Annotated in this window: 23 protein-coding genes and 1 tRNA gene; 15 read left to right on the forward strand and 9 right to left on the reverse strand. The window is 63.5% G+C overall.

Going from position 1 to position 24,339, the window contains the following annotated elements; translation table 11 throughout:
* Positions 1 to 136 precede the first annotated feature (136 nt).
* Complete coding sequence (locus tag ACF07D_RS04460) at positions 137 to 3,634, reverse strand: efflux RND transporter permease subunit (RefSeq protein WP_391504040.1); 3,498 nt, start codon at positions 3,632 to 3,634, stop codon at positions 137 to 139.
* Between the two features lie 65 nt (positions 3,635 to 3,699).
* On the opposite strand from ACF07D_RS04460, the gene ACF07D_RS04465 reads away from it, so the two are divergent.
* Positions 3,700 to 4,995, forward strand: coding sequence for a DUF445 domain-containing protein (locus ACF07D_RS04465; protein ID WP_391504041.1), 1,296 nt, complete (start codon positions 3,700 to 3,702; stop codon positions 4,993 to 4,995).
* 48 nt (positions 4,996 to 5,043) lie between these two features.
* Here the strand turns inward: ACF07D_RS04465 and ACF07D_RS04470 are convergent, their stop codons facing one another.
* Positions 5,044 to 5,688 (reverse strand): hypothetical protein, encoded by a 645-nt coding sequence (locus ACF07D_RS04470; protein WP_119284992.1) that lies wholly within the window; start codon positions 5,686 to 5,688, stop codon positions 5,044 to 5,046.
* Between the two features lie 128 nt (positions 5,689 to 5,816).
* Here ACF07D_RS04470 and ACF07D_RS04475 point away from each other — a divergent pair, with 128 nt between their 5' ends.
* Positions 5,817 to 6,008 carry a DUF3073 domain-containing protein gene (locus ACF07D_RS04475; protein ID WP_119284993.1) on the forward strand — a complete coding sequence of 64 codons (192 nt, stop codon included), beginning with the start codon at positions 5,817 to 5,819 and terminating at the stop codon, positions 6,006 to 6,008.
* A gap of 75 nt (positions 6,009 to 6,083) precedes the next feature.
* On the opposite strand, the gene ACF07D_RS04480 is transcribed toward ACF07D_RS04475, so the two are convergent.
* From ACF07D_RS04480 to ACF07D_RS04490, 3 genes are all read right to left on the reverse strand, one after another.
* Complete coding sequence (locus tag ACF07D_RS04480) at positions 6,084 to 6,824, reverse strand: phosphoglyceromutase (RefSeq protein WP_119284994.1); 741 nt, start codon at positions 6,822 to 6,824, stop codon at positions 6,084 to 6,086.
* A gap of 62 nt (positions 6,825 to 6,886) precedes the next feature.
* Positions 6,887 to 7,999: a YgfZ/GcvT domain-containing protein gene (locus ACF07D_RS04485; protein WP_391504042.1), complete on the reverse strand. Its 1,113-nt coding sequence runs from the start codon at positions 7,997 to 7,999 to the stop codon at positions 6,887 to 6,889.
* A gap of 151 nt (positions 8,000 to 8,150) precedes the next feature.
* Positions 8,151 to 8,516: a hypothetical protein gene (locus ACF07D_RS04490; protein ID WP_255808391.1), complete on the reverse strand. Its 366-nt coding sequence runs from the start codon at positions 8,514 to 8,516 to the stop codon at positions 8,151 to 8,153.
* On the opposite strand from ACF07D_RS04490, the gene ACF07D_RS04495 reads away from it, so the two are divergent.
* The 9 genes from ACF07D_RS04495 to pstB all read left to right on the forward strand — a co-directional run bounded on the left by ACF07D_RS04495 (position 8,515) and on the right by pstB (position 18,458).
* Positions 8,515 to 9,258, forward strand: a complete 744-nt coding sequence (locus ACF07D_RS04495) for a response regulator transcription factor (RefSeq protein WP_162921380.1) — start codon at positions 8,515 to 8,517, stop codon at positions 9,256 to 9,258. The two genes, ACF07D_RS04490 and ACF07D_RS04495, sit on opposite strands and share 2 nt — an antisense overlap.
* A gap of 19 nt (positions 9,259 to 9,277) precedes the next feature.
* The gene (gene mshD / locus ACF07D_RS04500) at positions 9,278 to 10,237 is read left to right on the forward strand and encodes a mycothiol synthase (RefSeq protein WP_391504043.1); all 960 of its coding nucleotides are present in this window, start codon (positions 9,278 to 9,280) and stop codon (positions 10,235 to 10,237) included.
* Positions 10,238 to 10,241: 4 nt separating this feature from the next.
* A complete protein-coding gene (locus ACF07D_RS04505) occupies positions 10,242 to 12,365 on the forward strand; it encodes an RNA degradosome polyphosphate kinase (protein ID WP_391504044.1) in 2,124 nt (707 codons plus the stop codon).
* Positions 12,366 to 12,369: 4 nt separating this feature from the next.
* Positions 12,370 to 13,323 carry an NUDIX domain-containing protein gene (locus ACF07D_RS04510; RefSeq protein ID WP_391504045.1) on the forward strand — a complete coding sequence of 318 codons (954 nt, stop codon included), beginning with the start codon at positions 12,370 to 12,372 and terminating at the stop codon, positions 13,321 to 13,323.
* A 13-nt stretch (positions 13,324 to 13,336) separates the two neighbouring features.
* On the forward strand, positions 13,337 to 14,233 hold the full coding sequence (locus ACF07D_RS04515) for a diacylglycerol/lipid kinase family protein (RefSeq protein WP_391504046.1): 897 nt from the start codon (positions 13,337 to 13,339) through the stop codon (positions 14,231 to 14,233).
* Between the two features lie 389 nt (positions 14,234 to 14,622).
* Positions 14,623 to 15,726, forward strand: coding sequence for a phosphate ABC transporter substrate-binding protein PstS (gene pstS / locus ACF07D_RS04520; protein ID WP_370647893.1), 1,104 nt, complete (start codon positions 14,623 to 14,625; stop codon positions 15,724 to 15,726).
* 100 nt (positions 15,727 to 15,826) lie between these two features.
* Positions 15,827 to 16,762, forward strand: coding sequence for a phosphate ABC transporter permease subunit PstC (gene pstC, locus ACF07D_RS04525; RefSeq protein WP_391504047.1), 936 nt, complete (start codon positions 15,827 to 15,829; stop codon positions 16,760 to 16,762).
* A gap of 2 nt (positions 16,763 to 16,764) precedes the next feature.
* Positions 16,765 to 17,649 carry a phosphate ABC transporter permease PstA gene (gene pstA, locus ACF07D_RS04530; protein WP_391504048.1) on the forward strand — a complete coding sequence of 295 codons (885 nt, stop codon included), beginning with the start codon at positions 16,765 to 16,767 and terminating at the stop codon, positions 17,647 to 17,649.
* Positions 17,650 to 17,678: 29 nt separating this feature from the next.
* Complete coding sequence (pstB, locus tag ACF07D_RS04535; RefSeq protein WP_119285004.1) at positions 17,679 to 18,458, forward strand: phosphate ABC transporter ATP-binding protein PstB; 780 nt, start codon at positions 17,679 to 17,681, stop codon at positions 18,456 to 18,458.
* Positions 18,459 to 18,835: 377 nt separating this feature from the next.
* On the opposite strand, the gene ACF07D_RS04540 is transcribed toward pstB, so the two are convergent.
* Together ACF07D_RS04540 and ACF07D_RS04545 are read right to left on the reverse strand one after the other, a co-directional pair.
* Complete coding sequence (locus ACF07D_RS04540; RefSeq protein WP_255808395.1) at positions 18,836 to 19,465, reverse strand: hypothetical protein; 630 nt, start codon at positions 19,463 to 19,465, stop codon at positions 18,836 to 18,838.
* A 13-nt stretch (positions 19,466 to 19,478) separates the two neighbouring features.
* Entirely contained in the window at positions 19,479 to 20,030 is a 552-nt protein-coding gene (locus tag ACF07D_RS04545; RefSeq protein ID WP_391504049.1) for a DUF308 domain-containing protein, read from the reverse strand.
* Between the two features lie 208 nt (positions 20,031 to 20,238).
* Between ACF07D_RS04545 and ACF07D_RS04550 the strand changes: the two genes are divergently transcribed.
* The 3 genes from ACF07D_RS04550 (at position 20,239) to ACF07D_RS04560 (ending at position 21,864) form a co-directional block, all read left to right on the forward strand.
* Positions 20,239 to 20,502, forward strand: a complete 264-nt coding sequence (locus tag ACF07D_RS04550) for a GlsB/YeaQ/YmgE family stress response membrane protein (protein WP_391504050.1) — start codon at positions 20,239 to 20,241, stop codon at positions 20,500 to 20,502.
* A 434-nt stretch (positions 20,503 to 20,936) separates the two neighbouring features.
* Entirely contained in the window at positions 20,937 to 21,635 is a 699-nt protein-coding gene (locus tag ACF07D_RS04555; protein ID WP_391504051.1) for a hypothetical protein, read from the forward strand.
* Positions 21,636 to 21,789: 154 nt separating this feature from the next.
* Positions 21,790 to 21,864 (forward strand) — tRNA-Leu (locus tag ACF07D_RS04560).
* A gap of 129 nt (positions 21,865 to 21,993) precedes the next feature.
* Here the strand turns inward: ACF07D_RS04560 and ACF07D_RS04565 are convergent.
* Positions 21,994 to 22,734: a DUF3800 domain-containing protein gene (locus tag ACF07D_RS04565; RefSeq protein WP_391504052.1), complete on the reverse strand. Its 741-nt coding sequence runs from the start codon at positions 22,732 to 22,734 to the stop codon at positions 21,994 to 21,996.
* A gap of 471 nt (positions 22,735 to 23,205) precedes the next feature.
* On the opposite strand from ACF07D_RS04565, the gene ACF07D_RS04570 reads away from it, so the two are divergent.
* Positions 23,206 to 23,595 (forward strand): hypothetical protein, encoded by a 390-nt coding sequence (locus ACF07D_RS04570; RefSeq protein ID WP_391504053.1) that lies wholly within the window; start codon positions 23,206 to 23,208, stop codon positions 23,593 to 23,595.
* A 326-nt stretch (positions 23,596 to 23,921) separates the two neighbouring features.
* On the opposite strand, the gene ACF07D_RS04575 is transcribed toward ACF07D_RS04570, so the two are convergent.
* Positions 23,922 to 24,152 (reverse strand): hypothetical protein, encoded by a 231-nt coding sequence (locus ACF07D_RS04575; RefSeq protein WP_391504054.1) that lies wholly within the window; start codon positions 24,150 to 24,152, stop codon positions 23,922 to 23,924.
* Positions 24,153 to 24,339: the final 187 nt, after the last annotated feature.

Genomic DNA, 24,339 nt, shown 5'->3' on the forward strand with positions numbered 1-24,339 from the left:
CACCCGAACCGCCGTGAGCTTTCTTGCCACCAGCGGCCGCTGCGGCTCCACCGTACTTGCGCTTCGGAGCCCTGGAGCGGTTCGGATCGTAGTTTGCCGGGGCCTTAAACCCTCTGCGCTTCTTCTGTGCCATGAGTTAGCTATCCCGCCCGTCTGTGGTGGCCGGGCGTTCATCGTCAGCGTCGGAGCCGGGCGCAGATTCGGCCTCGGGCTGCGGCGGCTCGACGGCAGCGGGCGCGGCTGGATCCGAGTGTTCCGACGCAGCCGGTGCCGCGTGGTCAGACACCGCTGAAACCGCACTGTGCTCAGGAATCCCGTGCTCAGGCACGCCCGCCGCATCCGGAAGTGCCCCGAGGTCCGCCTCGATCGCTCCCCCGTGCGCACCAGCGACAGCGAGCTTCGCGGCGCGCTTGGTTGCCCTGCGCTCACGCGATTCCTCGCGCTTGCGCTCAACGAGGTAGTAGAGCGTCGGCAGTACGACGAGCGTCAGCACTGTCGATGAGAGCAGGCCACCGATGACGACAACTGCCAGCGGCTGCGAGATGAACCCGCCCTTGCCCGTGATGCCAAGCGCCATCGGCGTCAGCGCGAGGATTGTCGCGAGTGCGGTCATGACGATCGGCCTGAGACGCTGCAGCGAACCGTGGAGCACTGCGTCGCGCAGACTGTCGCCACGGTCTCGATACTGGTTCACGAGGTCGATCAGCACAATCGCGTTCGTCACGACAATGCCCACAAGCATCAGCACGCCGATGAGCGATGCGACGCCAAGTGGAATACCAGTCGCGATGAGCAGCAGCATCGCACCGGTCGCGGCGAATGGCACCGAGACGAGCAGCAGGAGTGGCTGCAGCAGGCTGCGGAACGTCGCAACCATCACCACGTAGACGATCAGGATCGCGGCGAGCAGCGCGATACCGAGCTGCTGGAACGCTTCCTCCTGCTGTGACATCACGCCGCCGATGCTGGCGGACGCGCCGACGGGAAGATCAACGCTCTCGAGCGCGGCGGTGACCTGCACCCCGGCGGCTCCGAGGTCGTCGCCCTTCGGAAGCGCAGACACTGTCACCATTCGAACGTTGTTCTCCGTGCGCACGGTCACGGGGCCGTCGGCGATCTCCACCGTCGCGAGCTCGTCGAGCCGCTTTTCACCGGCCCCAGTCTGAAGCTCCAGCGCTTTCACTCCTTCGACATCAGTCGGGGCTGTACCGAGGTCGAGGTATACGTTCACTGTTGAGTCGTCGATCGTGATGCGTCCGACCTGGCTCGGCTGCATGCTCTTCGCCGCCATGCCGCCCACCGCAGCCTCACTGAGTCCGGCCTCGGCGGCCTTCTCACGGTCAACCGAGACGCGAACGTAAGGCCGCGACATCGCGAGGTCACTCTCGACCTGCTGCAGCCCGTCCTGCTTCTTGAGGGCGGCGACGATGTCGTCGCTCGCCTCGGCGAGGGTTTCTTGGTCTTGCGCGGTCACGTTCACCTCGATCGCGCTCGACATTGACATGCCGCCGCCCGATTGACCGATCGCGAAGTCGCCAGCGTCCGAGATCTTATCGACGGCCGCGCGAATGTCGTCCTTGGCCTTCGCCTGGTCCGCGTCAGGGTCGAGCGTGAGCGAGTAGTTAATCGCTCCGTCGCCACCACCGCCGAACATCGCCATCATGCCGCCGGCCGAGCCGATCGTCACCTGGACGGTCTCGACCTCGTCGAGGGCTGAGAGTGCGTCTTCGACGCGTTCGGCCTGGGCGAGCTGCTCGTCGAGGCTCGCGCCTGGCGCCAGCGTCTGCGTGAGCCCGACCGAGTTCTGTTCGTCCTCGCTCATGAATGTCGTCTTCATGAGCGGTGTCGCGAGCACGGTGCCAGCGAGCACGAGCACCGAGAGGATCAGGGTGATGCCAGGCTTGCCGAGCGTCCACTCGATGATCGGGCGGTAGCCGCGCGCGAGCCAGTTGCCGCGGTGCTCGTTGTTCGTCGAATCAGCTGCGTCGGAGCCAGCAGCGGGGGCGGGCTTCGCCTCCGGCTTCAGGAACCAGTATGCGAGCACGGGAACGATTGTCAGCGACACGAGCAGCGACGCGGCGAGCGCAATCGTCACGGTGAATGCGAACGGCCTGAACAGCTCGCCGACCATGCCGCTGACGAAGGCCATCGGCAGGAATACGGCAACTGTCGTTATGGTCGCGGCCGTAATCGCACCAGCGACTTCGCGAACCGCGCGGAGGATCGCTGTCGCCCGATCCTCCCCTTCGACGAGGTGTCGTTTGATGTTCTCGATGACGACGATCGAGTCGTCGACGACGCGGCCAATCGAGATCGTGAGCGCGCCAAGCGTAAGCATGTTCAGCGTGTAGTCGGCGAAATTCAGTCCGACGAATGCGAGCAGCACCGAGGTGGGGATCGAGATGGCCGTCACGAGCGTCGCACGGACCGACATCAGGAAGACGAGGATCACGAGCACGGCAAACACGAGACCGAGCAGGCCCTCCGTCGTGAGCGACTCGATGGACTGCTCCACGTAGGGGGCCTGATCGAAGATCACGTTCAGCTTCACATCGCCGAGCTGCGTTGAGAGCTCGTCGAGCTTCTCCTGCACGACGTGCGAGACCTCGACTGTGTTCGCCTGTGACATCTTCGTCACTGCAATCGTGAGCGCAGGTTCGCCGTTGATACGCGAGATGCTCGTCACTGGGTTCGCTTCAAGCTTCACGTCGGCGACGTCGCCGATGGTGACGACATCGGGCAGCTTCGGCGCGGCGACGGCTTGGTCTGCGTCGGGCGCCTCGGTCGGCGGGAGTTGTGTACCTGGCTGCGCCTGTGCCTGTGCGGCCTGTTCAGCGAGCTGCTGCTGTGCCTGCAGCGCCTGCTGGTACGCCATGAAATCTTCGGTGCTGCGTGGCACCGGGATCGACGCGATGTCCTCAGCCGAGGTGAGCTCGGAACCGAGCTGCACGGCGAGCGTGTTCGTTTCGTCGTCGACAGTGCCGCCAGCGATGAGCACGCCGCTCTGCTGCAGCGCGTCCGTGATCCGCTGCTGGCTCATGCCAGCTTTGGCGAGCTTGTCGGCGTTCGGAACGATGGTCACGCGGTCGCCGCGCGCACCCGACAGCTGCGCCTCTCGAACACCGTCGAGGTCGCCGATCTCCGGGACGACGACGCGCTCGATGAGCTTCGCGGTTTCTTCAGGATCCTCGCCACTCGGGGGCGTGACAGCGATCTGAATCACGGGCAGGTCGTCGACGCTGCCGGCCACGACCTGCGTGTCCGCGGTCTCCGGAAGCATCTGCGAGATCCGGCTGACGGCGCGTTCGACCTTCTGCTCGGTGGCGGCGATGTCCACGCCGTAGGTGAACTGCGCGAGCACTACTGACATGCCTGTGCTCGATGTGGCCGTCGTGCTCTCGAGCTTCGGTACGCCGCGCAGCGCGGTCTCGACGGGACCCGACACGTCGTTATTCACAACGTCTGGCGAGGCCCCGGGGTACGTCGTGATGACGGCGATAGCGGGGAACTCCACCGATGGCATGAGCTCCTGTTTGAGGGATGACATTCCGAGAAACCCGAAAACGGCGGCCACGATCGTCACGAGCGCAATGAGTGCCCGGTTTTTTAGGCTGAGCACTGTAAGAAACTGCATGTAGGAAATTATCCCACGGCTGACTGATAGCTTCGCGGAGATACAAGAAGTCGCATAATGGAGGGGTGCCACTGTTGAACCGACGTACGCTCGGAGCCGTCACCCCCGCCGACTTCGACCGTTTGCACGCGCTGAGACGGATGCAGGGCATCGCTGTCGGCCTGCTGATCTTCATGGCCGTCGTGTTCGTCTTCGCCTTTGCCTTCCAGGAGCGAATCCCCTGGCTCGGGTATGTCAGGGCCGCGAGTGAAGGCGGCATGGTTGGTGCGCTCGCGGACTGGTTCGCTGTGACGGCGCTGTTCAGACACCCGCTCGGCGTGCCTATCCCGCACACCAACCTCATCGCGAACAAAAAGGACGAGATCGGTGAGGGGCTCGGGTCGTTCATTGAGGAGAACTTCCTCGCCGACGACGTTGTGCACGACAAACTCTCCCAGATCAGCGGCGCGCGAATGGCTGGAGCCTGGCTTCGCGAAGCGGGGAACGCGAGGCGCGTGAGCGACATGGCTGCGGGCATCGGCCTCGGCGCGCTCACCGTGCTCGACGATCGCGACGTGCAGGATCTGGTTGAGTCGCTCGTGCGACGCCACATTGTTGACCCTGAATGGGGGCCGCTTCTCGGTCGGGCAACGGAGTCGTTCGTGACTGGCGGCCACCATGAGTCCCTCGTGGACCTCGCTGCGAGCCGACTCGAGTTGTGGCTCGTGCAGCACCCGCAGGCGTTTGACAAGGTCATCTCGTCACGGCTCCCCCAGTGGGTGCCGAGCATCGTCGACAAGTTCGTCGACCAGCGGTTGCACGCCGAGGCAGTGAAGTTCCTGCAGAACGTTTCAGCGGATGCGAACCATCCTGCACGCGCAGCAATCACCAAGTTTCTGCACGATCTCTCACGAGACCTCCAAGAGCAGGAGTCGCTGCAGCAGCAACTCGAATCGTTCAAACGCGAGGTCTTTGATAGCCCGCGAATTCGAGATCTCGCGGCGAGCACGTGGCAGACAGCGCGCGCGGCGATCGTCGACATGCTCGAGGACCCCGAAAGCGAGCTGCGCAGCCGCATCACTGCCGCAGTCTGCGATTTCGGGCGCAAGCTTGAAGAAGATGCAACGCTGCAATACAAGATCGATGTCTGGGTGATGAAGGTCGTCGAGTACCTCGTGCGGACATACAGGCACGATCTCGCGCAGGTCGTTACTGACACGGTCCAACGCTGGGACGCAAATGAGGCGGCTGAGAAGATTGAGCTGCAGGTCGGCAAAGATCTGCAGTTCATCCGCATCAACGGCACCGTGATCGGATCGCTCGCGGGCCTCGGTATCTTCACGATCGCAGAGCTCATCATCGCCCCACTTGCGGGCCACTAGCCTCGCAGGAACGCCCGGAGAGGCCGCAGCGGCGCTGCGAACACCCGGCTACTCTGTGTAGGCGAACGGCAGGAGCATGTCCTGCACCCGCTCTTTCATCGCGGTGTGGTCGCTCCGCGTAGAAATCGCGCACCGCGACACGGTGCAGTCAAGGCCCTCTACGGTCGGCTCAGGCACAGTGAGCAACACCTCGAACGTACCCGTCGCCGCATCATCGTAGCCCTGCGTCGCAAAGGCGCGCCACGCCCAGTCGTTGGTGATCCAGGCGCTCGAGAGCGCCTCCTTCGCGGCGGCCTCGCCCTGTTCGGCGCCCTCGGGAATTCCCCCGAGGCAGGGGCCAGGCTTCACGTCGGGCGACGGCGGAATCGCACAGAAACCGACGTATATGCCGAGTCCGGCATCGAAGCCGCTCCCTGAGACGACAATCTGGTCGCCAGGCGCAAGCCCTTCGAGGTTCGCCGGTTCCCCGTCTGTCGTTGCGACCGAAATCGCCCGGGTTTTTCCGTCGGCGCCAGTTGCGCTCGACTCTGATTCGAAACCCGTCGGGATTGTTTGCCCCGAGCTGCCGGTGTTCGAGTGCGTGAGAATTGGCACAAGAATCGCTGCAACGACGCCAAGAATCACGAGAAACAGCGCAAGAACTGAGAACAGAACGATGCGCTTTACCGAGCGGCGAGGTGCGGGCGAAGTCATGACCTCATGTTAGCGCCGCTGAGCGCGCTTCCCAACGTGCTAAGATCATGCCCATACGTCCATGATTGATTGAGTACTGCCTCGCGGGAGAAATCCTGTGGGGCCCGAAATGTGTAAGGGGGTCACGCATGGGGCGCGGCCGTCAGAAGGCAAAACACACTAAGGTAGCTCGGGAGCTGAAGTACTTCAGCCCAGCCACCAACTACTCGGAGCTTGAGCGCGAGCTCGCTTCGGGGCACCTCTCTGAAGAGGACCGTTGGGCTGATCTTGCCGACAAGTACAACGTAGAAGACGACGAGCCGGAAGACGACGACAAGTAGTCGCTTCCGACTCCCGCAGTGCGCTGGTTCTGGCCGCCTCATCGTAGTGAGGCGGCCAGAACCTTTCGCGTGGAGTTACTTGCCCTGAGCCGCGACGGCTGCTGCGCCTGCCGCTGCTGCCTCGGGGTCGAGGTAGCGGCCAGCGCCGGTCGGCGTGCCGTCTTCATTGATCTCGTAGACGAGCGGCATTCCTGTCGGAATGTTGAGCGCCGCGATGTCCTCATCCGAGATTCCCTCAAGGTGCTTCACGAGCGCGCGGAGCGAGTTGCCGTGCGCCGTAACGAGCACTGTCTTGCCTGAGTTCAGCTCTGGGAGGATGCTGCTCTCCCAGTAGGGCACGAGACGAGTGACGACATCGGATAGGCACTCGGTGCGAGGAGCGTCACCGTCGATGCCCGCGTAGCGCGGGTCGTTTGCCTGCGACCACTCGTTCGAATCGTCGAGCACCGGCGGCGGCGTGTTGTACGAGCGACGCCACTCCATGAACTGCTCCTCGCCGTACTTCTGGAGCGTCTCAGCTTTGTCGAGCCCCTGCAGCGCACCGTAGTGGCGCTCGTTCAGCCGCCACGAGCGCTCGACAGGGATCCACATGCGATCGGCGGCCTCAAGCGCAAGGTTCGAGGTCTGAATCGCGCGGCTCAGCAGCGAGGTGAACAGCACGTCTGGGAGCATCCCTGACTCGGCGAGTAGCTTGCCAGCGGCTGCAGCCTCACCTCGCCCGCGCTCAGTGAGTCGCACATCGACCCATCCGGTGAACAGATTCTTTTCGTTCCACTCGCTCTGGCCGTGACGGAGCAGGATCAACGTGTTGGTCATGTTCCCAGCTTAGCGAGGTTCCTCAGGGCAGAGTGAGCGACATCGGGATTCGTGAGGGCGGGCTACAGTCGCTTCAGCTTTGGGATCGTGCGGGTAGCTCCCGCGTCGGTCGGCACAATCATCTCCTGCGCAGCAGAGATGACGCCCTCGACGGGTGCCGATGGATCTGCGGCTTCGGTTCCCGCTCGCACCGCGAGGGTGACATCGCCTGGAACCGAACGCTTGAGCAATGCGAATGCAATCGCACCCCACTCGTAGTGGAGCGCAGCCCGAGTGATCCTGCCGACTGGCCGCGCCTCGGGGCTCGCAGCTTCGCCCTCGCGAAACACGAGCGCGCCTGCAACTGGCAACTCCCCCTCCGAACCGTCGAGGTGCAGCATGACGAGACGTCTGGGCGGGTGACCAAGGTTGTGGACCTTCGCGACCGTCTCCTGGCCGCGGTAGCACCCCTTCGTGAGGTGCACGGCGCTGCGGAGCCAGTCAAACTCGTGCGGGATCGCACGCTCGTCGACATCTGAAACGCGAGACGGGCGCCACGCTCTGATCTCGAGTGCGTCAAGGGACATGAGTCCAGCCGGTGCCACGGCACGAGACACCGCGGCGAGCCTGTCGACGGGCAACACGAACTGGATCGCACTCCAGTTCGCGCCCGCATGCTCCCCGTGCGCGTACTGGGCTCCACCCCGTGTCACCTCAGCCCACGGGTCAACCCAGGCAACTGTTGGCTCAAAACCTTGCAGACCCTCGACGGCTGTTCCGCCTGCGAACGCGAGCACGGCTGCATAGTCGGCCGACACGTCTGCGACCTCGACTCGGAGCGCAAACCGCATTCTGTTGAGAAACGTGAAGAGCGGCTCAGCAGAACCCTCGTCCACGAGGAGCCATGTGGTCTCGCCGTCATCGACCACACGCATCGCATGCTCGATCCGGCCGTTCGGGTCAAGCAGCAGCGTCTCGGTGCTCTCGCCGGGTGCAAGGTTCAGCAGCTGTTGGCTCGTCATCGAGTTCAACCAGCTCAACCGATCTGGGCCGCTCACCGTCACGATGCCGCGATGGGATAGATCGACCACCGCATTGCCCTCGGCGAGCGCGCGCTGTTCTTGGAGGGGAGCGCCGTAGTGAAGAGCTACGGCCTCACCTACCGCTCCTGGAAGTGAAAGGAACGGGCTCGTCATCAGGGATGCGCCTAGCGCTGGCCCTTGAAGAGGTTGTAGATAACCGTGCCGGAAACCCAAGCGATCGCGACGCCTGCGAGACCCAGCAGGCCGAGGAAGAAGAGTTCAAGAGCCAAAAGCATGGCCCCAGTCTAGCAAGTTATTGCGCGGGCTACGCGATGAGCGTACTGACGATGTCGATGACGGCGATTATCACCACGGACCCCGCAATACTGAAAGACAGCCTGCTAATAAAGCCCTCGCGCTGGGCAGTGCCGAGCTGTAGCGCAAACGTCACAAGCGTCGACACCCCGACGGCGAGCGCGAGCCACTGAAAGCGTGCCTCATCGACGAAGACCGTCACCAGCACACCGAAGACAGCTGCGACTGCCCACGCAATGATGAGTCGCGGCAGGTGCCACGACACCTGGGTCACCTGCTCGGCGTCGCTCGGAGTCATGCCCTCATCTTCCCACACCGGTGCCCGGACTGTCCGAGATAGGATGTTTCTCAAGTCACACTCGGGGAGGTCAGTCATGGAACTGCTCCTGCTCACCGCGGGCGATTCCCCATCGACCAGCGCCGTTCGCTCACCGGGCGGAAGGATCGACAGCACTCAGGGTGAGGCAGCCGGGCCACTTCCGGCGCTCGAACTTCTCGCGCACAAGGTCGCTATCGCGAGCCTCCAGGCGCCGCTTCAGGCCGCGCTCGCCTACGAGAACACCCCGCACAGGATCAACGCGATCCTGATCGACGGCACCGGCGACCCACGCGCCGCCCGCGCGGCAGCGGTCGCGCTCAGCGGGCGAACGCGGCTGCCTCGAATCGCGGTCCTTCGCGATGCGGCGCTCGCTGCGTTGTCGCCAGAATGGGACCTCGCCGACTTCATTACGCCTGAGGCGAGTCCAGCCGAGCTCGAAGCGCGATTGAGGCTTGTTTCCGCAGCCGAGGCCACCACTGCCAATAGCAGTGGCGCGTCGGCGGTCGAGGTATCGGGCGTCGAGATCGACGAGTCCAACTTCGTCGCGACGGTCCACGGACGCAAGCTCGACCTCACCTACAAGGAGTTCGAGCTGCTGCACTTTCTCGCGCTGCACCCGGCGCGGGTGTTCACCCGTGAGCAACTGCTCTCCGAGGTGTGGGGCACTGACTATTTCGGAGGCGCGCGTACTGTCGACGTCCACGTGCGGCGCCTCCGAGCAAAGCTCGGCGATCACGAGTCGCTTATCAGCACCGTCAGAGGAGTCGGGTATGGTTTCGCGCGAGGGCGTGGGGCCTAGAAGGCGAGAGGAGCACGGCATGCGGGCAAGTAGTCTCAGAGCCAGACCAGGATCGGTTGACGATGCGCAGCCGCTCCTCGACCGCGCGGAGCAGGCCGACGGAAACTCACCTGTCTCTGACCAGGCGCTGCTCTCAGCAGTTCAAGAGCAGCGCGAACTGCGTGTGTTCACGCGGGTTGGCGACGCAGAGCCCCTCGCCGTCGGCATCGTCGGGCAGGGAGAACTCGACCTTGTCGTCGATCCTCCCGTGAGGGGCAATGGAGTCGGCACCGAGGCGCTGCGCATCCTCCTCGACTCACCTGCCGCGCGCGAACCAGCGCCCGGCGGCTCAACAGGGCCACTCGCATGGGCCCACGGTGAGAATCCGGCAGCAACGGCGTTGCTCCGCGGGGCAGGGTTCGAGCCAGTCCGCTCCCTGTATCGCATGGCGCTCGATCCTGCGCGCCTCCCTGCCGACGAGATAGACCCGTTCGCTGTCGAACTACCCTCTGGTTTCGTACTCCGCACGTTCGATGCGACGCCCAACGCCACGGGCGACGCGCATCCAGCTGACGCGCACGCCTGGGTGCACGTGAACTCGCGTGCCTTCGCATCACACCCCGAGCAGGGCAGGGTATCCCTCGAAGACTTCGCGCTGATGCGCGCCGAACCGTGGTTCGACCCTGAAGACCTGTTTCTCGTCGCGACTGCAGACACGAACCATACCGCCGGTTTCACCTGGGTGAAGACGCTGCGTGGCGAAGATGGCCTTGTCGAGACGGAACTCTACGTGATCGGCGTCGACCCTGACTTTGCCGGCACCGGGCTCGGCAAGGCGCTGCTCAAGGTCACGCTTACCCGCATGGCGCACCACACGCCCAAGCGAATCACCCTCTACGTCGACGGCGACAACACGCGCGCGGTGGGCATGTACGAGGGCGCAGGGTTCACCATTGATTCACGAAGCACACAGTGGCGCGGGCCACAGGTGTCAGAATAGAGCCATGAGCGAAGAGACCCGCGAGATCCCACTCATCGATGACGGGGTGCTGCCCGCAGATCGCTACATCGATCGCGAGCTGAGCTGGCTCGCGTTCAACCAGCGCGTGCTTGAACTCGCCGAAGACGAGACAGTGCCGCTGCTCGAACGTGCGAATTTCCTCGCGATCTTCGCGGCGAACCTCGACGAGTTCTTCATGGTGCGCGTCGCAGGCCTGAAACGCCGCATCCTCACCGGTCTCGCGGTGCCCACAAACGTCGGCACCGCACCAACCGACGTGCTCGCCGAGATCAACCGTCGGGCGTACGAGCTGCAACGGCGGCACGCACGCTGCTTCGCCGAGCAGGTGAAGCCCCAGCTCGCTGAGGCTGGCGTCCACATCGTTGAGTGGGAGGCCCTCGACGACGCTGACCGCGAGATCCTCACCGAGTATTACGAGCAGCGCATCTACCCGGTGCTCATGCCACTCGCCGTGGACCCCGCGCACCCGTTCCCGTACATCTCAGGTCGGGCACTGAACCTGTCTATTCGGGTACACAACCCGAATACCGACAAGGTCGAGTTCGCGCGCCTGAAGGTGCCGCAGATGATCCCCAGGTACGTTCGTGTCGATCGCCGCGAGAGCGACGACAATGTGCGCTTCATCGCGCTCGAGGAGCTCATTGCGAACCAGCTCGACGGCCTGTTCCCAGGTATGAAGGTCATCGACGACCATGTCTTCCGTGTGACACGCAACGAAGACGTCGAGATCGAGGAAGACGAGACTGAGAACCTCATCCAGGCGCTCGAGAAGGAACTGTTGCGGCGCCGTTTTGGCCCGCCAATCCGGCTCGAGATCTCCGACGACCTCGACGACGCGACGCTTGAGCTGCTCGTGCGCGAGTTCGACATTGACGAGGAGCAGGTGTACACCCTGCCCGCCCCACTCGACCTCTCGGGGCTCTTCGCGCTGAGCGGACTGCGCCGGCCAGACTTGAAGTTCACACCGCACATTCCGGTGACTCACCCCGCCTTCCGCACGAGTTCGACGAGCGACAAGCCCGACATGTTCGCCGCGATCGCTCGTCGCGAAGTGCTCGTGCACCACCCGTACGAGTCGTTCGCCACGAGCGTGCAAGCGTTCATCGAGCAGGCGGCGACCGACCCAGACGTGCTCGCTATCAAGCAGACGCTGTACCGCACGTCTGGCGACAGCCCGATTGTCGCCGCGCTCATCAAGGCGGCTGAGGCGGGCAAGCAGGTGCTCGCGCTCGTGGAGGTGAAGGCACGCTTCGATGAAGAAGCAAACATCACGTGGGCGCGCAAGCTTGAGCAAGCAGGCGTGCACGTCGTCTACGGCATTGTCGGGCTGAAGACGCACTGCAAGCTCGTCCAGGTGATTCGTGAGGAGAGCGGCAGGCTCACCCACTACTCCCACATTGGCACTGGCAACTACAACCCGAAGACGAGCCGCATATACGAAGACTTCGGCCTGTTCACTACCTCCCCCGACATCGGGCGTGACGCGACGAAGCTGTTCAACGTGCTGTCGGGCTATGCGATTGAGACTGACTACGACAGGCTGCTCGTCGCGCCTCTGCAGCTGCGAACCGGGCTCCTCGAACGCATCGAACGCGAGGCAGAGCACGCGCGAGCTGGGCGCCCAAGCGGTATCAGGCTGAAGGCGAACTCGATGGTTGACGAGGCGATCATCGACGCGCTCTATCGTGCAAGCCAGGCCGGTGTCCCTGTCGACGTGTGGGTTCGCGGCATCTGCTCGATCCGCGCTGGTGTGCCCGGACTCTCCGAGAACATCAGAGTGCGATCGGTGCTTGGACGCTACCTCGAGCACTCACGCATCTACTGGTTCGAAAACGGCGGCGACCGTGACGTTTTCATCGGCAGCGCTGACCTCATGCATCGCAATCTGGATCGCCGCATCGAGGTGCTCGTGAGCATCGTCGAACGCGACCACCTCGCCCGCATCGACCGCTTCTTCGGCTTCGCGTTCAGCGACGATGTCTCGTCGTGGCGCATGCTCCCCGACGGCACCTGGCAACGTCGCGTGGTGAGCGAAGAAGGCGAGCCCCTCCCAGACCTGCAGGATCTCGTGATGATCGATCGCACCCAAGCGAGGAGAGCGCGGTAACAGCGTGGCGAAACAGGTATTTGCGGCGGGCACGGTCCCGTGGCGGCGCGTGAAGAATGCTTCAGGCAAAGACGAGCTCATGGTGCTCCTCATCCACCGTCGCAAGCAGCGCGACGTGTCATTCCCAAAGGGAAAGCTCGACCCCGGTGAGAGCATGCCGCAGGCAGCTGTGCGCGAGACCCACGAAGAGACTGGGCTGCGGATCTCGCTCGGCGCGACGCTCGGCACGATCCACTACGACCTGCCTGGCGGCGGCACAAAGATTGTGCAGTATTGGGCTGCCGAGGTCACCCCAAAGACTGCTCTCGCCTCCACGTTTAAACCGAACTCTGAGGTGCAGGCGCTCGAGTGGGTTGCGGCGAGCGCGGCCCGCGACCTCCTGAGTTATCAGGCTGACCGCGAGCTGTTCGACGTGTTCACGCGTCTCGCCGCCCCCGGCCTGCTCGACACGTTCTCGGTGACCCTGCTGCGGCACGCAAAAGCGCAGGCACTCGGTGAGGAGTATCCGGCCGATCGCCTCCGACAGCTCACGCAGGGTGGCGAACGGCAGGCGCATACACTTGCCCCGATCCTCCGCTCGTTCGCGCCGAAACGCATCTACTCGTCGACTGCGACCCGCTGCCTCGAGACAGTCGCTCCCCTCGCCGAACTCATCAAGAAGGATGTGCGCGAACAGGAGTGCCTGAGCCAAGACTTCTGGGACGAGGGCGATTTGACGCTCACGCGCAGGCTCATCGGCAAGATCGTGACGCGTGGCAGAAGTGCCGTCATCTGCAGCCATCTGCCTGTACTGCCAGACCTTGCTCGCGAGCTCGTGCTTGCGAGTGGTAGCCTTCCGGGCGAGTACGTCGAGGACGCAGCGCGGCTGCCACCCGCGGGGTTCTCCGTGTTCCACTTCTCCCGGTCCCGGCCAGGCGCCGGAATCCTCGGGGTAGAAACGTATCCGCTGAAACACTAGTCAGGGGTGAACAATGCGCGACGAAGCGCCATTCGGAGTCGTGGTGAATCCGCGGTCCGCGTTCGGTCGCGGCGCTCGCGTAGCTGGGCGGGTGCTGGCCGAGTTCGCCGCCGCCGGGGTTGCCGCCATCGAGATCTCTGGCAGTGACGGCGAGGACTGCCAAGCGAAGGTGCGACAGGCGTGCCGCGACGGACTCCGGGGCCTGGTGCTTGTCGGAGGGGATGGGCTCATTGGGCTCGTACTCCAGGTCGCAGAGGCCCGGGCGCTCCCGATTGGGGTGGTTCCCGCGGGCAGCGGCAACGACTTCGCCCGCCAATTCGCGCTCGCGCACTCGCCTGAGGCCGCAGTCGCGCGGGTTCTTGCCGCAGAGGCTGCGCCCCTCGCTGTCGACCTTGGCGTAGTCGAACGCCCGGGCGCAGCCGAGCACTGGTTCGCCGGAGGGCTCTCGATCGGGCTTGACGCCGCAATCAACAGGAGAGCGAACTCGATCCGCGTGCCGCTTGGGCCGTTCAGGTACCACCTCGCGCTCATCGTCGAGATCCTCACGTTGAAGCACCGGCGATTCTCCGTGCGGATCGGCTCCTCAGCCCGCTCGTTCACCGGCGTCCTCGCGACCGTGATGAACACTCGAGCAATCGGCGGCGGCATCCCGCTCGCCCCCGGCGCCTCAGTGCACGACGGCAAGCTCGATCTCGTTGAGGTCACGTACGGCACGAAGCTTCGGCTGTTGAGCGTGCTCGGGCTGCTGGCCCGGGCACGCCACGAGCTCCTCCCGGAGGTGACCATCACGCGGGCCGAGACTGTCTCAATCGACGCGGGCGATGAGATCGCCTACTCTGACGGCGAGCTCGTGGGCACCGGCCCGTTCGAGGTGCGAGTCGCACCGGGCGCCCTGCGACTCCTGGCATAAGGGAGGCGGCCCGGCCCCTCGGCCCCTCCCCTGGCCCGGCCCCTGGGCCACCCCCACCCCGACCCTGGGCCTGGGCCCGGGTCTGGGTCTGGGCCACCCCAACCCATCCCACCCCATCCCAACCCATCCCGCCCCTCGGAGAGTTGGCAGTTGTTGTCGTTCTGAGCGCGGCGTACCGACAACAACTGCCAACTCCTCCGCCGAGGGGAGCAGCTGTTGGCGCGCCCGACGGAGGGTGCCCTGGTTGGCGGTTTCCCCGACATCACTTCGAGTTCACCTCATGTTTACCTTCCTGTCGGCCGCCGGTCACACCCGATCCTTAGCGTTGACACCGTCAGGCACTCGCCCGGCATTCAGGATCACACCACATCAGAATGGACACGACGCTCGTGAAGTTCTCATCCACGATGAAGGCAGCCGCCGTCGGCGGCGCCGCCCTGCTTATCCTCACCGGCTGCGCGGCAAACGAAGCCGCTCCCGATACCGGCGAAGAGACAACCCCTTCGTCGCTCTCCGGCACCCTCTCGGGCGCTGGCGCATCGTCGCAGGACGCGGCGCAGCAGCAGGGCTGGATCGCCGGCTTCCAGACTGCAAACGCCGACGTCACGATCAACTACGATCCCTCGGGCTCGGGCGCTGGCCGCGAATCGTTCCAGAAGGGCGCAGTCGCGTTCGCTGGCTCCGACCGTGCGTTTAAGGCCGAGGAAATCACGGCTGGTCCGTTTGACGCTTGCACCACGAGCGACATCGTTGAGATTCCGGCGTACATTTCGCCGATCGCCCTCGTGTTCAACGTCGACGGTGTCGACAACCTGAACCTCGACGCAGACACCATCGCGAAGATCTTCACGGGCGAGATCACGAAGTGGAACGACCCGGCAATCGCTTCGGCCAACGCCGACGCTACGCTGCCGGACCAGGCAATCGTGCCCGTGCACCGCTCCGACAAGTCGGGCACGACAGGCAACTTCACCGACTACCTCGCAGCAGCCGCGCCGTCCGCGTGGACCGCTGGCTCGGTCGAGGAGTGGCCGGCAGAGATCACCGGTGGCGAGGCAGCCCAGGGCACCTCGGGCGTCGTCGAGGCAGTCAAGGGCGGCGTGGGCACCATCGGCTACGCCGACGCTTCGAAGGCCGGCGACCTCGGCACCGTCTCTGTGAAGGTCGGCGACGAGTACGTCGCGTTCACCCCTGAGGCCGCTGCAGCTATCGTCGACGCGTCGCCGCTCGAGGAGGGTCGCACCGACCACGACCTCGCGATCGCCCTCGACCGCACAAGCACCGAGGAGGGCGTCTACCCGCTCGTTCTCGTGAGCTACCTCGTCGGCTGCGAGAAGTACGAGGACCCGGCAAACGCCGAGCTCGTGAAGTCGTACTTCGAGTACATCGTGAGCGCTGAGGGCCAGGACGTCGCGGCTGAGGCCGCCGGGTCGGCACCCATCTCGGACACGCTCCGTGAGAAGGCCAGCGCAGCGGTCGCGTCGATCAGCTAAGCCCCTCCTGGTGGATCCGGCGCCCGCGAGCGAAACGCCGGATCCACCAGGTTCCACCCGCTCTCAGCCTCACCCACTTCCACCGGAAGGCACTCCTCAAGTGACTGCATCCACGGCCACGCCGCGTCAAGTTCTTAGCCGCGGCGACCGAGTGTTCTCGCGCACGGCCATCGCCTCCGGCAGCATGATCCTCATCATCCTCGCCGCCGTCGCGATCTTCCTTATCGTGCAGAGCCTGCCCGCGTTCGTCGCTACGAGCGAAACCGCGTCGGTGCTCACAACAGACTTCTGGGGCTACGTCGGCCCCCTCGTGTTCGGCACCGTCTGGGCGGCCGTCCTCGCACTCATCATCGCGCTGCCGCTCTCAATCGGCATCGCACTCTTCATCTCACACTACGCCCCTCGGAAGCTGTCCCAGTTTCTTGGCTACCTCATCGACCTGCTCTCGGCAGTGCCCAGCGTCGTGTACGGCCTCTGGGGCATCCTGGTGCTCGCGCCGGCCGTGCGGCCCGTCTACGTCTGGCTCAACGAGCACGTGGGCTGGTTCCCGCTGTTCGGCGGCACCGCGAGCGGCACCGGGCGCACGATCCTCACCGCGGCCATCGTGCTCGCCGTGATGATTCTCCCTGTCATGACCGCGATCTCGCGCGAGGTCTTCCTGCAGGCGCCGAAGCTGAACGAGGAGGCCGCGCTCGCCCTTGGCGCGACGCGCTGGGAGATGATCCGCCTCTCGGTCCTCCCGTTCGCGAAGCCGGGCATCATTTCGGGCGCCATGCTCGGCCTCGGCCGCGCTCTCGGCGAGACCATGGCCGTCGCGATGGTGCTCTCCGCGAGCGGCATCGTCTCCTTCAAGCTGCTCACCTCCGACAACCCGTCCACGATCGCCGCAAACATCGCGCTCACGTTCCCCGAGGCGTACGGCGAAAACGTGAACGTGCTCATCGCGACGGGCCTCATCCTGTTCATCGTCACCTTCCTCGTGAACGCGCTCGCGCGGTGGATCGTGAGCCGTCAGACCGCGAAGACCGGAGCGTAATCATGTCCCTGACTGCAGCAGCAACGGCGGCCACCAAGCGTCGCAAGCTCACCGACAGGTTCGTCACCGTCCTCGTCACGGCCGCGTTCCTCGTCGCGCTGATCCCCCTCATCTCGCTCGCGATCACCGTCGTCTCGAACGGCATCGCGCGCTTCGACCCCGAGTTCTTCTCGTCGTCGATGCGCAACGTCACCGGCGAGGGCGGCGGCGCGCTCCACGCGATGATCGGCACGCTCCTCATTACCCTCGCGGCCACCGTCATCTCGGTCCCGCTCGGGCTCATGACCTCGATCTACCTCGTCGAGTACGGCCGCGGCCGCCTCGCGAAGACAATCACCTTCCTCGTGGATGTCATGACGGGCATCCCCTCGATCGTCGCCGGCCTCTTCGCCTACGCGGCCTTCGTGCTCATCTTCGGGCCCGGCGTGCGCATGGGCATCATCGGCGCCGTAGCCCTGTCCGTGCTCATGATCCCGGTCGTCGTCCGCTCGAGCGAAGAGATGCTCAGGCTCGTGCCCGGCGAGCTCCGCGAGGCGTCGTACGCGCTGGGCGTGCCGAAGTGGCGCACGATTCTGAAGGTGGTGCTCCCCACCTCGATGGCAGGCATCATGACCGGCATCATGCTCGCAATCGCCCGCGTCATCGGCGAGACCGCTCCCCTGCTCATCACCGCGGGCTTCACGGCAAGCATGAACTACAACCTGTTCAGCGACCGGATGCAGTCGCTCCCGGTGTACGTCTACACCCAGTTCGCCAACCAGGGCAATCCTGCCTCTGCGTTCATCGAACGCGCCTGGGCCGCCGCGCTCCTCCTCATTCTCATTGTGATGGCGCTCAACCTGTTTGCCCGCCTCATCGCTCGACGGTTCTCGGCCGTCGCACGCTGATCACAGACCACACCCACAGAAAGCAGCACATGTCGAAGCGCATCGAAGTTGAAGACCTCAACGTCTACTACTCGAAGTTTCTTGCAGTTGAAGACGTCTCGCTCACGATTGAGCCACGGTCGGTCACCGCGTTCATCGGCCCGTCGGGCTGCGGCAAGTCGACCTTCCTGCGCACCCTCAATCGGATGCACGAGACGATCCCGGGTGCCCGCGTCGAGGGCAAGGTCATGCTGAACGACGAGGATCTCTACGCCCCCGGCGTAGACCCCGTGCTCGTGCGTCGCCAGGTCGGCATGGTGTTCCAGCGGCCGAACCCGTTCCCGACGATGTCGATCCGCGACAACGTGCTCGCGGGTGTGAAGCTCAACAACAAGCGCATCTCGAAGAGCGACGCCGACGAGCTTGTCGAGAAGTCGCTGCGCGGCGCGAACCTGTGGAACGAGGTGAAGGATCGCCTGGAGAAGCCCGGCGCGGGCCTGTCCGGCGGCCAGCAGCAGCGCCTCTGCATCGCCCGCGCGATCGCGGTCTCCCCCGAGGTGCTGCTGATGGATGAGCCCTGCTCGGCCCTCGACCCGATCTCAACGCTCGCGATCGAGGACCTCATCGCTGAACTCAAGCAGGAGTACACGATCGTCATCGTGACTCACAACATGCAGCAGGCGTCGCGCGTCTCGGACCGCACTGCCTTCTTCAACATCGCAGGTACCGGCAAGCCAGGCAAGCTCATCGAATACAACGACACTGCGACGATCTTCGGCGCCCCGTCAGTCCAGGCGACTGAGGACTACGTCTCAGGTCGCTTCGGGTAGCCACGCTGGGCCTAGCGCCCGTAAGCGGTACTTTTCTACCGCCTAATCGCCCGCCTGCACGCTCTGTGCGGGCGGGCATTGTGCTTCCACCCGGCCGCGCGGCCATAACCCTGGGATCTGCAGCAGATATGCCAGCTTCGCAGCATCGGGGCATTTCTGCTGCATTTCCCATAGGCATGCACCGCGCGGCACAGTGGGCAGGCGCATACTTGCCAGTACCAGAGCTACCCCCAGCCCCAGAACTAGCCAATGGCACAAAAGACCGAGCCGCAGAACGCCTCTCGGCGGAAGGCCGCTCGAAGCGGCGAATTTTGGAGCCCGGGGAACTGCGGCCCGGCACCACTAAGTGTACCCGCAGTTCAGTGTGAGCAAACGACTTAGCCGAGAGTACCGTCACGCCACCGCCTGGCGGCGCCGTCGAGCTCCCGAGCAATCGTCGAATACCTGAGCGCGCGAGTGGTGAGTTCTGTCCCGTGCGCTTCGTCGTGAACGTCCCGGTCATCGGCGAGTTCTGCTGCGCCCGCAGCCATCACACGGGAATATGCCGCAGCACGGTCAAGCGTCACCCCGAGATCACCGACGAAGGCGCCGCGGAGGATCCGGTCGCACAGCTCAGAAATCGTTTCGGGCGTGGCGGGCTCGACGGCGCCGACAACGATCGGGTCAATCGTACCGATCCTTCCCGAGCCCCTCGCGAACAGGTCGGCTGTGCCTTCAGCATCCGCGACGGTAATGCGCCGAAGCAGGTACAGGCGCCAGAGCACGCCCGCGAGCGAGTGCGGGCTTTCTCGCGCCCAGAGCTCAGCAATATCGTTGATTCCATCGCCCGCGGCGACGTCAACCACTCGGCGCACGATCTCGGGGTCTGCGACCTGCCGCACCCGGTGGAGCAAAGCCCACGAGGTCTCTTGCGCGAGCCTGTGGGCCGCTTCTGGATCGTCTGAGCCGATAATGCCGTCGAAAGCTGCTGACGGCTGCAGTATTGGTCGCTGGTGTTCTCGTGTCATACGGTGAGCCAGGTTACGCGCTTCCGCGCCGAAGCGCGACCGCCGCCCAGATCAGCGATCCTCCAATGAGGGTTGTCACCAGGCCCGCGGCGAACGCGGCAAGCACGAGCGCAAGCGACGGCCAGATGAGGGCGGCGACGCCGAGTGCAACAAGCACGGCTGGTATTGCAATGAATGCCCAGTGGAGTGACTGCCGCATACGGATCGCAATCGCGAGCCAGACCGTCCCGACGAACAGCATCATCGCCGCGACGAACCCGACAAGCATGCTCACCGTCAGCTCGGGGAACGCGAGCGCGACGACTCCAAGCACGATGAAGAGAATCGCGGCGGGAGTACCAAACCCCCGGGCACGTGAGCCAACGAGCGTGGCAATGCCGTTACCGATGAGGGCCGCTCCAATCAGGAACGCGAGGATCCTGCTGGCGGCGAAGAACGGCCAGATGAGCAAGCTCAGGCCAATCAGCACTGTCACGATACCGACAGCGAGCGGCACGCCCCACGGGAAGTTGCGGGATGGTCGTCGGCCAGGCTGTGACCCTTCGGGGATAAGCTCCCAACTCATACGGTGTCCCTTCGCTTCGGTGTCGCCACTCGGTCGGCGGTCAACTCGCCAGGCGCTACCTCAACTGTATGCGCCACAAGCTGAGGTGTGGGCTGCGTGCGCTTTCGGCGCAATCCAGGTCAACCAGGGCGGCTGTGAAAATCACAGACACCCTTGACTGACATTGGGAACGGAGAATAATTGGGAATCAAAGAGAAAGGGGAAACTCATGGGATTCTTAGCTTTCATCGTGCTCGGGCTCATCGCGGGGGCAATTGCCAAGGCGATCATGCCTGGCAAGAGTAGCGGCGGTTGGTTCGCCACTTTGATACTCGGCGTTGTTGGCGCCGTTGTTGGCGGCTGGCTCGGCTCGCTCCTCTTCGACGCTCCGCTCCAGGAGTTCTGGTCATTGCAGACCTGGGCCCTCGCAATTGGCGGCGCGCTCGTCGTGTTGCTCATTTGGGGCATGATCACCGGACGCCGCAAGGAATAGTCCACGAAACGCGAAAAGGCCCGGCCAGGAAACTTTTCCTGACCGGGCCTTTTCTTCAGTTTGCGTTGTGCCCCCAGTAGGGATCGAACCTACGACCTGCGGATTGAACGAGCCGTTTTCGGCACAAACCAACACGAAAACACATTAGCCGACAAACGGCGATCGTTCCCCGCGCTGATCTGGGTTTTCAGTGCGAAATGAAACGCCACCACCGGACAAACTACGACAATCGAATGTACGAACAGAATCCGCCATGTTGGCCAAATGTTGGCCACGGGCACCCCTCCGACACTCCGGCAGCAGGGGCTCGCGCAATCTGAGAGTTGCGCGTACACTAGATCTCAATAGGTGCTTTAGGCCCATCACAACTAGATCCCACGGAGAACGTGGAATCGACTTGTGATGGGCCTATTTTCGTTTTGAAGGGGATACGAATGAATAACGCGGAACGCGCAGTCGAGAGGCTCACACGACACCACACCGAGATCGAGCACGGCCACCCAGTTGAGTGGCCGCCCCTTCTGGACTGGCTCGAGCGCTCCATCACCGAAGTCACTGGCCGATCAGGCGGCAGCGGCGAAGGCGGTTCCCCATTCAACGAGAACGCGTGGCGACTCCAGCAGCGCATCACTCGACAGCTCCGCCTCATTCACGAAGCACTCTTCCTGCCTTGGACACCCAACAACCTCACTGCCGCCACCGAGCTCGCATGGTCGACCGCACGCAACGAGCGAGATGGCGGACGCATGGACGACACCCAATGGGAAACCATCAGCGATGAGTTCATCGACTGGGTGCAGCGAATTGAAGCAGAAGACAACCGGCCAATGTCACTCCCCCTCGAGCAATGTCCCCGGTGCGACGCACGCCGCGTGTACGCATCGCGAGACGAGTCCGGCGAACGCGTCTACGTGAACGAGGCCCCGAGCGAAAACGACTCCCCTAAGCCGGCAATCACCGTCGAATGGGACGAAGGCCGCCTCCCTGTCGCAGAGTGCCGCAACCCCGATTGTGACGGCTACTGGGTCGGGTGGGAAGCAATCACCGGACTCGGTTACTCGCTTGGCGCCACGCAAGACCTTGCCGTACTCGCAGCGTGCGGGATCTCCCTCGACCTCACCCCGGCCCCCTAACTCGAACAAGTGTTTGCAACTGACGTTCGAATGCACTACCCTTGGTAGTGGCCCGATACGGCCTGCCCAAAAGCAGACGTAGCGGGCCTTTTGCGTCCACAACGCATACAACTGAATAGACAATTCAACAGCTCGCACACCGGTGCGGGCACACGGTCGCTTAGCCCAATCAGGTAGAGGCAGCGGGTTCAAGTTCCGCACAGTCTGGGTTCGAATCCCAGGGTGACCACGATTGACCGCCAATTCAAACTAACCAGCAGTAGACAAACATTGTGGCGAGAACATACACTGGAACAAATGGATTGGGAATACCCAGTCGGCGTCAGGCTCCTAGGACTACCTAGGGGCCTTTCGCTTTCTAGGGATAGACCTTCAACCCGTACCCGTGGATATTCCCCTTGGGTGAACGCACGATATGTGGCTCCAAAACATCCCACGCGCGGTTTGCCTGGGTGGGGCGCAAGAGTTTCAGGCCGATTGGGCGAGCAACCATGTCGGCCAGTTGAAGTCCAGCACTGTTGCACATCTTGCTCACGATAGTGAAATCGAGCGTTTCGGGCATGCCTCGCATCTTGGTCGCGGCCATGATGCGGTGGAACTCGAGCTCCAGAGCGTCATCTTCTGCCTTACCCCGACTTTCGAACACGACACGGACTCGCCGGGCTTTCTGCCCGCGTTGTTGCAGCTGCAAAAAAACTCGCTCGAGCCCAAACTCTAAAGCAACGTGATAGGGATCCGTTTGGGAACCGCGGCGACGCAAAAACTCTTCTTTACGAATCGCAGCCGAGACTATTCCATAGCGTTCCTCACACAATATGGCGTTTAGTTCGGACATGAACGGCGTCCGTACGCTTTCGTCCATCAGGATGTCAAAAGGCGGAGCCGACTTCCGTATCTCGCGCTCGTGAAGAATCGTCATGTCGTGGCCGAAATAATTGAACTTCAGTCGCTGGATTCTGGGCACGACGCTCGTGATGTAAGTCTCGATCGGGAAAATGCAGAAGGCGAGTACAAAGACCGGATAGTTTTTGTCAATCGATGAGAGTGAGTGGTCCCCGCTTTCATCGACGTAGACAACATATTCACCGAATTCGCTCATACTTCCAGAGCATACTGCGGCACCAGCGTCCAGCCAACAGCTCCACCCTTGGCTTCGGCGTGACGCCGCAGAGCGCTCTTCTTCGCCCACACTTACCGCCGAGCACCATTCCGACCGCATTCTCTTTGAACAATGCAGACGCTCAGGCCCTCGGCACATATTCTTCCCCGTGCCGCATCGCTGCCTCATCCCTGGCGGGCGACGAGTTCGTGTTCTCGTGAAGCGAGGCGCCCGGGCTGTATTGCCCGCCGGCGGCACCTTCCGGCCTATGCTGTAGCTATGAGAATGACCTTTTTAGTGTGTGCAACGACCGCTCTCGCTTTTTCACTTCTTGGATGCTCAGCCCCAGCTGAACAGCACGACACCCCCGCCCCAACCGAGGACACCTCGAAGGCCCCAGCCGATCAGACTAGCGCTGACGGCGACTTCTCATTCGCCCACATCAAATCCTGCGATGACGTAGAACCGTTCGTGGCGACTTGGGTCGAAGGCCTCAACCCTTACGACTGGAACAGCGTTTCCGAGACTGACATTCACTGCGGCTGGGATACGCCACCGGAGGACGTCACACCAGATAATGCTCGCTCGGTGGAAGTCAGATTCGCGGCGATCTCAGAGCGGCCCGACTACAGTCCGCTAGAGGGCATGGCAGGTTTCGAGCGCGTCAGCGACGAATGGGTCACTGCGAACAACGGTGACGCGTTCACGATGACAGTCGACATCGGAATCTCTGCCGTCATCGGAACAACAATTTGGGTGCCAGGCGTCGAAGTAACAGTGTCAGGCGGGCGATGGGCAAACCTCCCTGAACTGGACGGCCCAGCAGGGCTAGAAATCGCCAAGCAGATTCTCGCTTCCTAGAGCGCCACACGACCTCAGACCAAAACCCCCGGCATCCCACCGGGGGTTTTGTCATTCCCCCACACTCTTCCCCGCGCCGCATCGTCGGCATTCATTCATTCGCACGCTCACGGCGTGACGCTTCACGACCTTTGGGTGCGCGCGCGGGGATCCCTACCAACGGAGGCATACGATGAGTCGGCGCATTCGCACCATACGGCAAGCACGCAAGCTGCGTGCCACCGTCATCAGGCGGAAGCTACTCGCCAAGCTTCTCCTTACCGAGATCACGACAAACAAGATCAGTGCCGGCGCAATCACAGCCGACAAGATCACTGCTGGGGCAGTTACGCCCGTGCGTCTGCGTCTGGAAGATCCACCACACACCACCAGCCGAGCGCCCGAGGGTTCACCTGAATGATGTCCCCCTCGAGGGCGTCAGCAAGCACGACACGGAGAGGCACGAGTTCGTTGGCGACGAAGCCAGCCTGCAAGCGTTCCTCGACAGTGTCAGCGTCCTCGCGGACATGAAGGCGCCAGTTCTCCGAGGCCGAGCCCAGCAGCAAGTGTTTAGCCATAAACCGACCCTACCCATGACGGAGGCCGATGTGAAGACACACGCCTTCCGAGAGGCTTCCCAATGAGCGACCAGCCCGCCTGCGAAGACTGCGGCCACCCTTACCCGTCCGTACGCGCCGCTCTTCTCTGCTGTGACGAGGAGTACCGCGGCGACCGATACACCGAGGGACAACGGTGAGGGTCTGC

Origin of the sequence: Leucobacter sp. NPDC015123, assembly GCF_043080205.1 — a bacterium.
GTDB lineage: Bacteria > Actinomycetota > Actinomycetes > Actinomycetales > Microbacteriaceae > Leucobacter > Leucobacter aridicollis_A.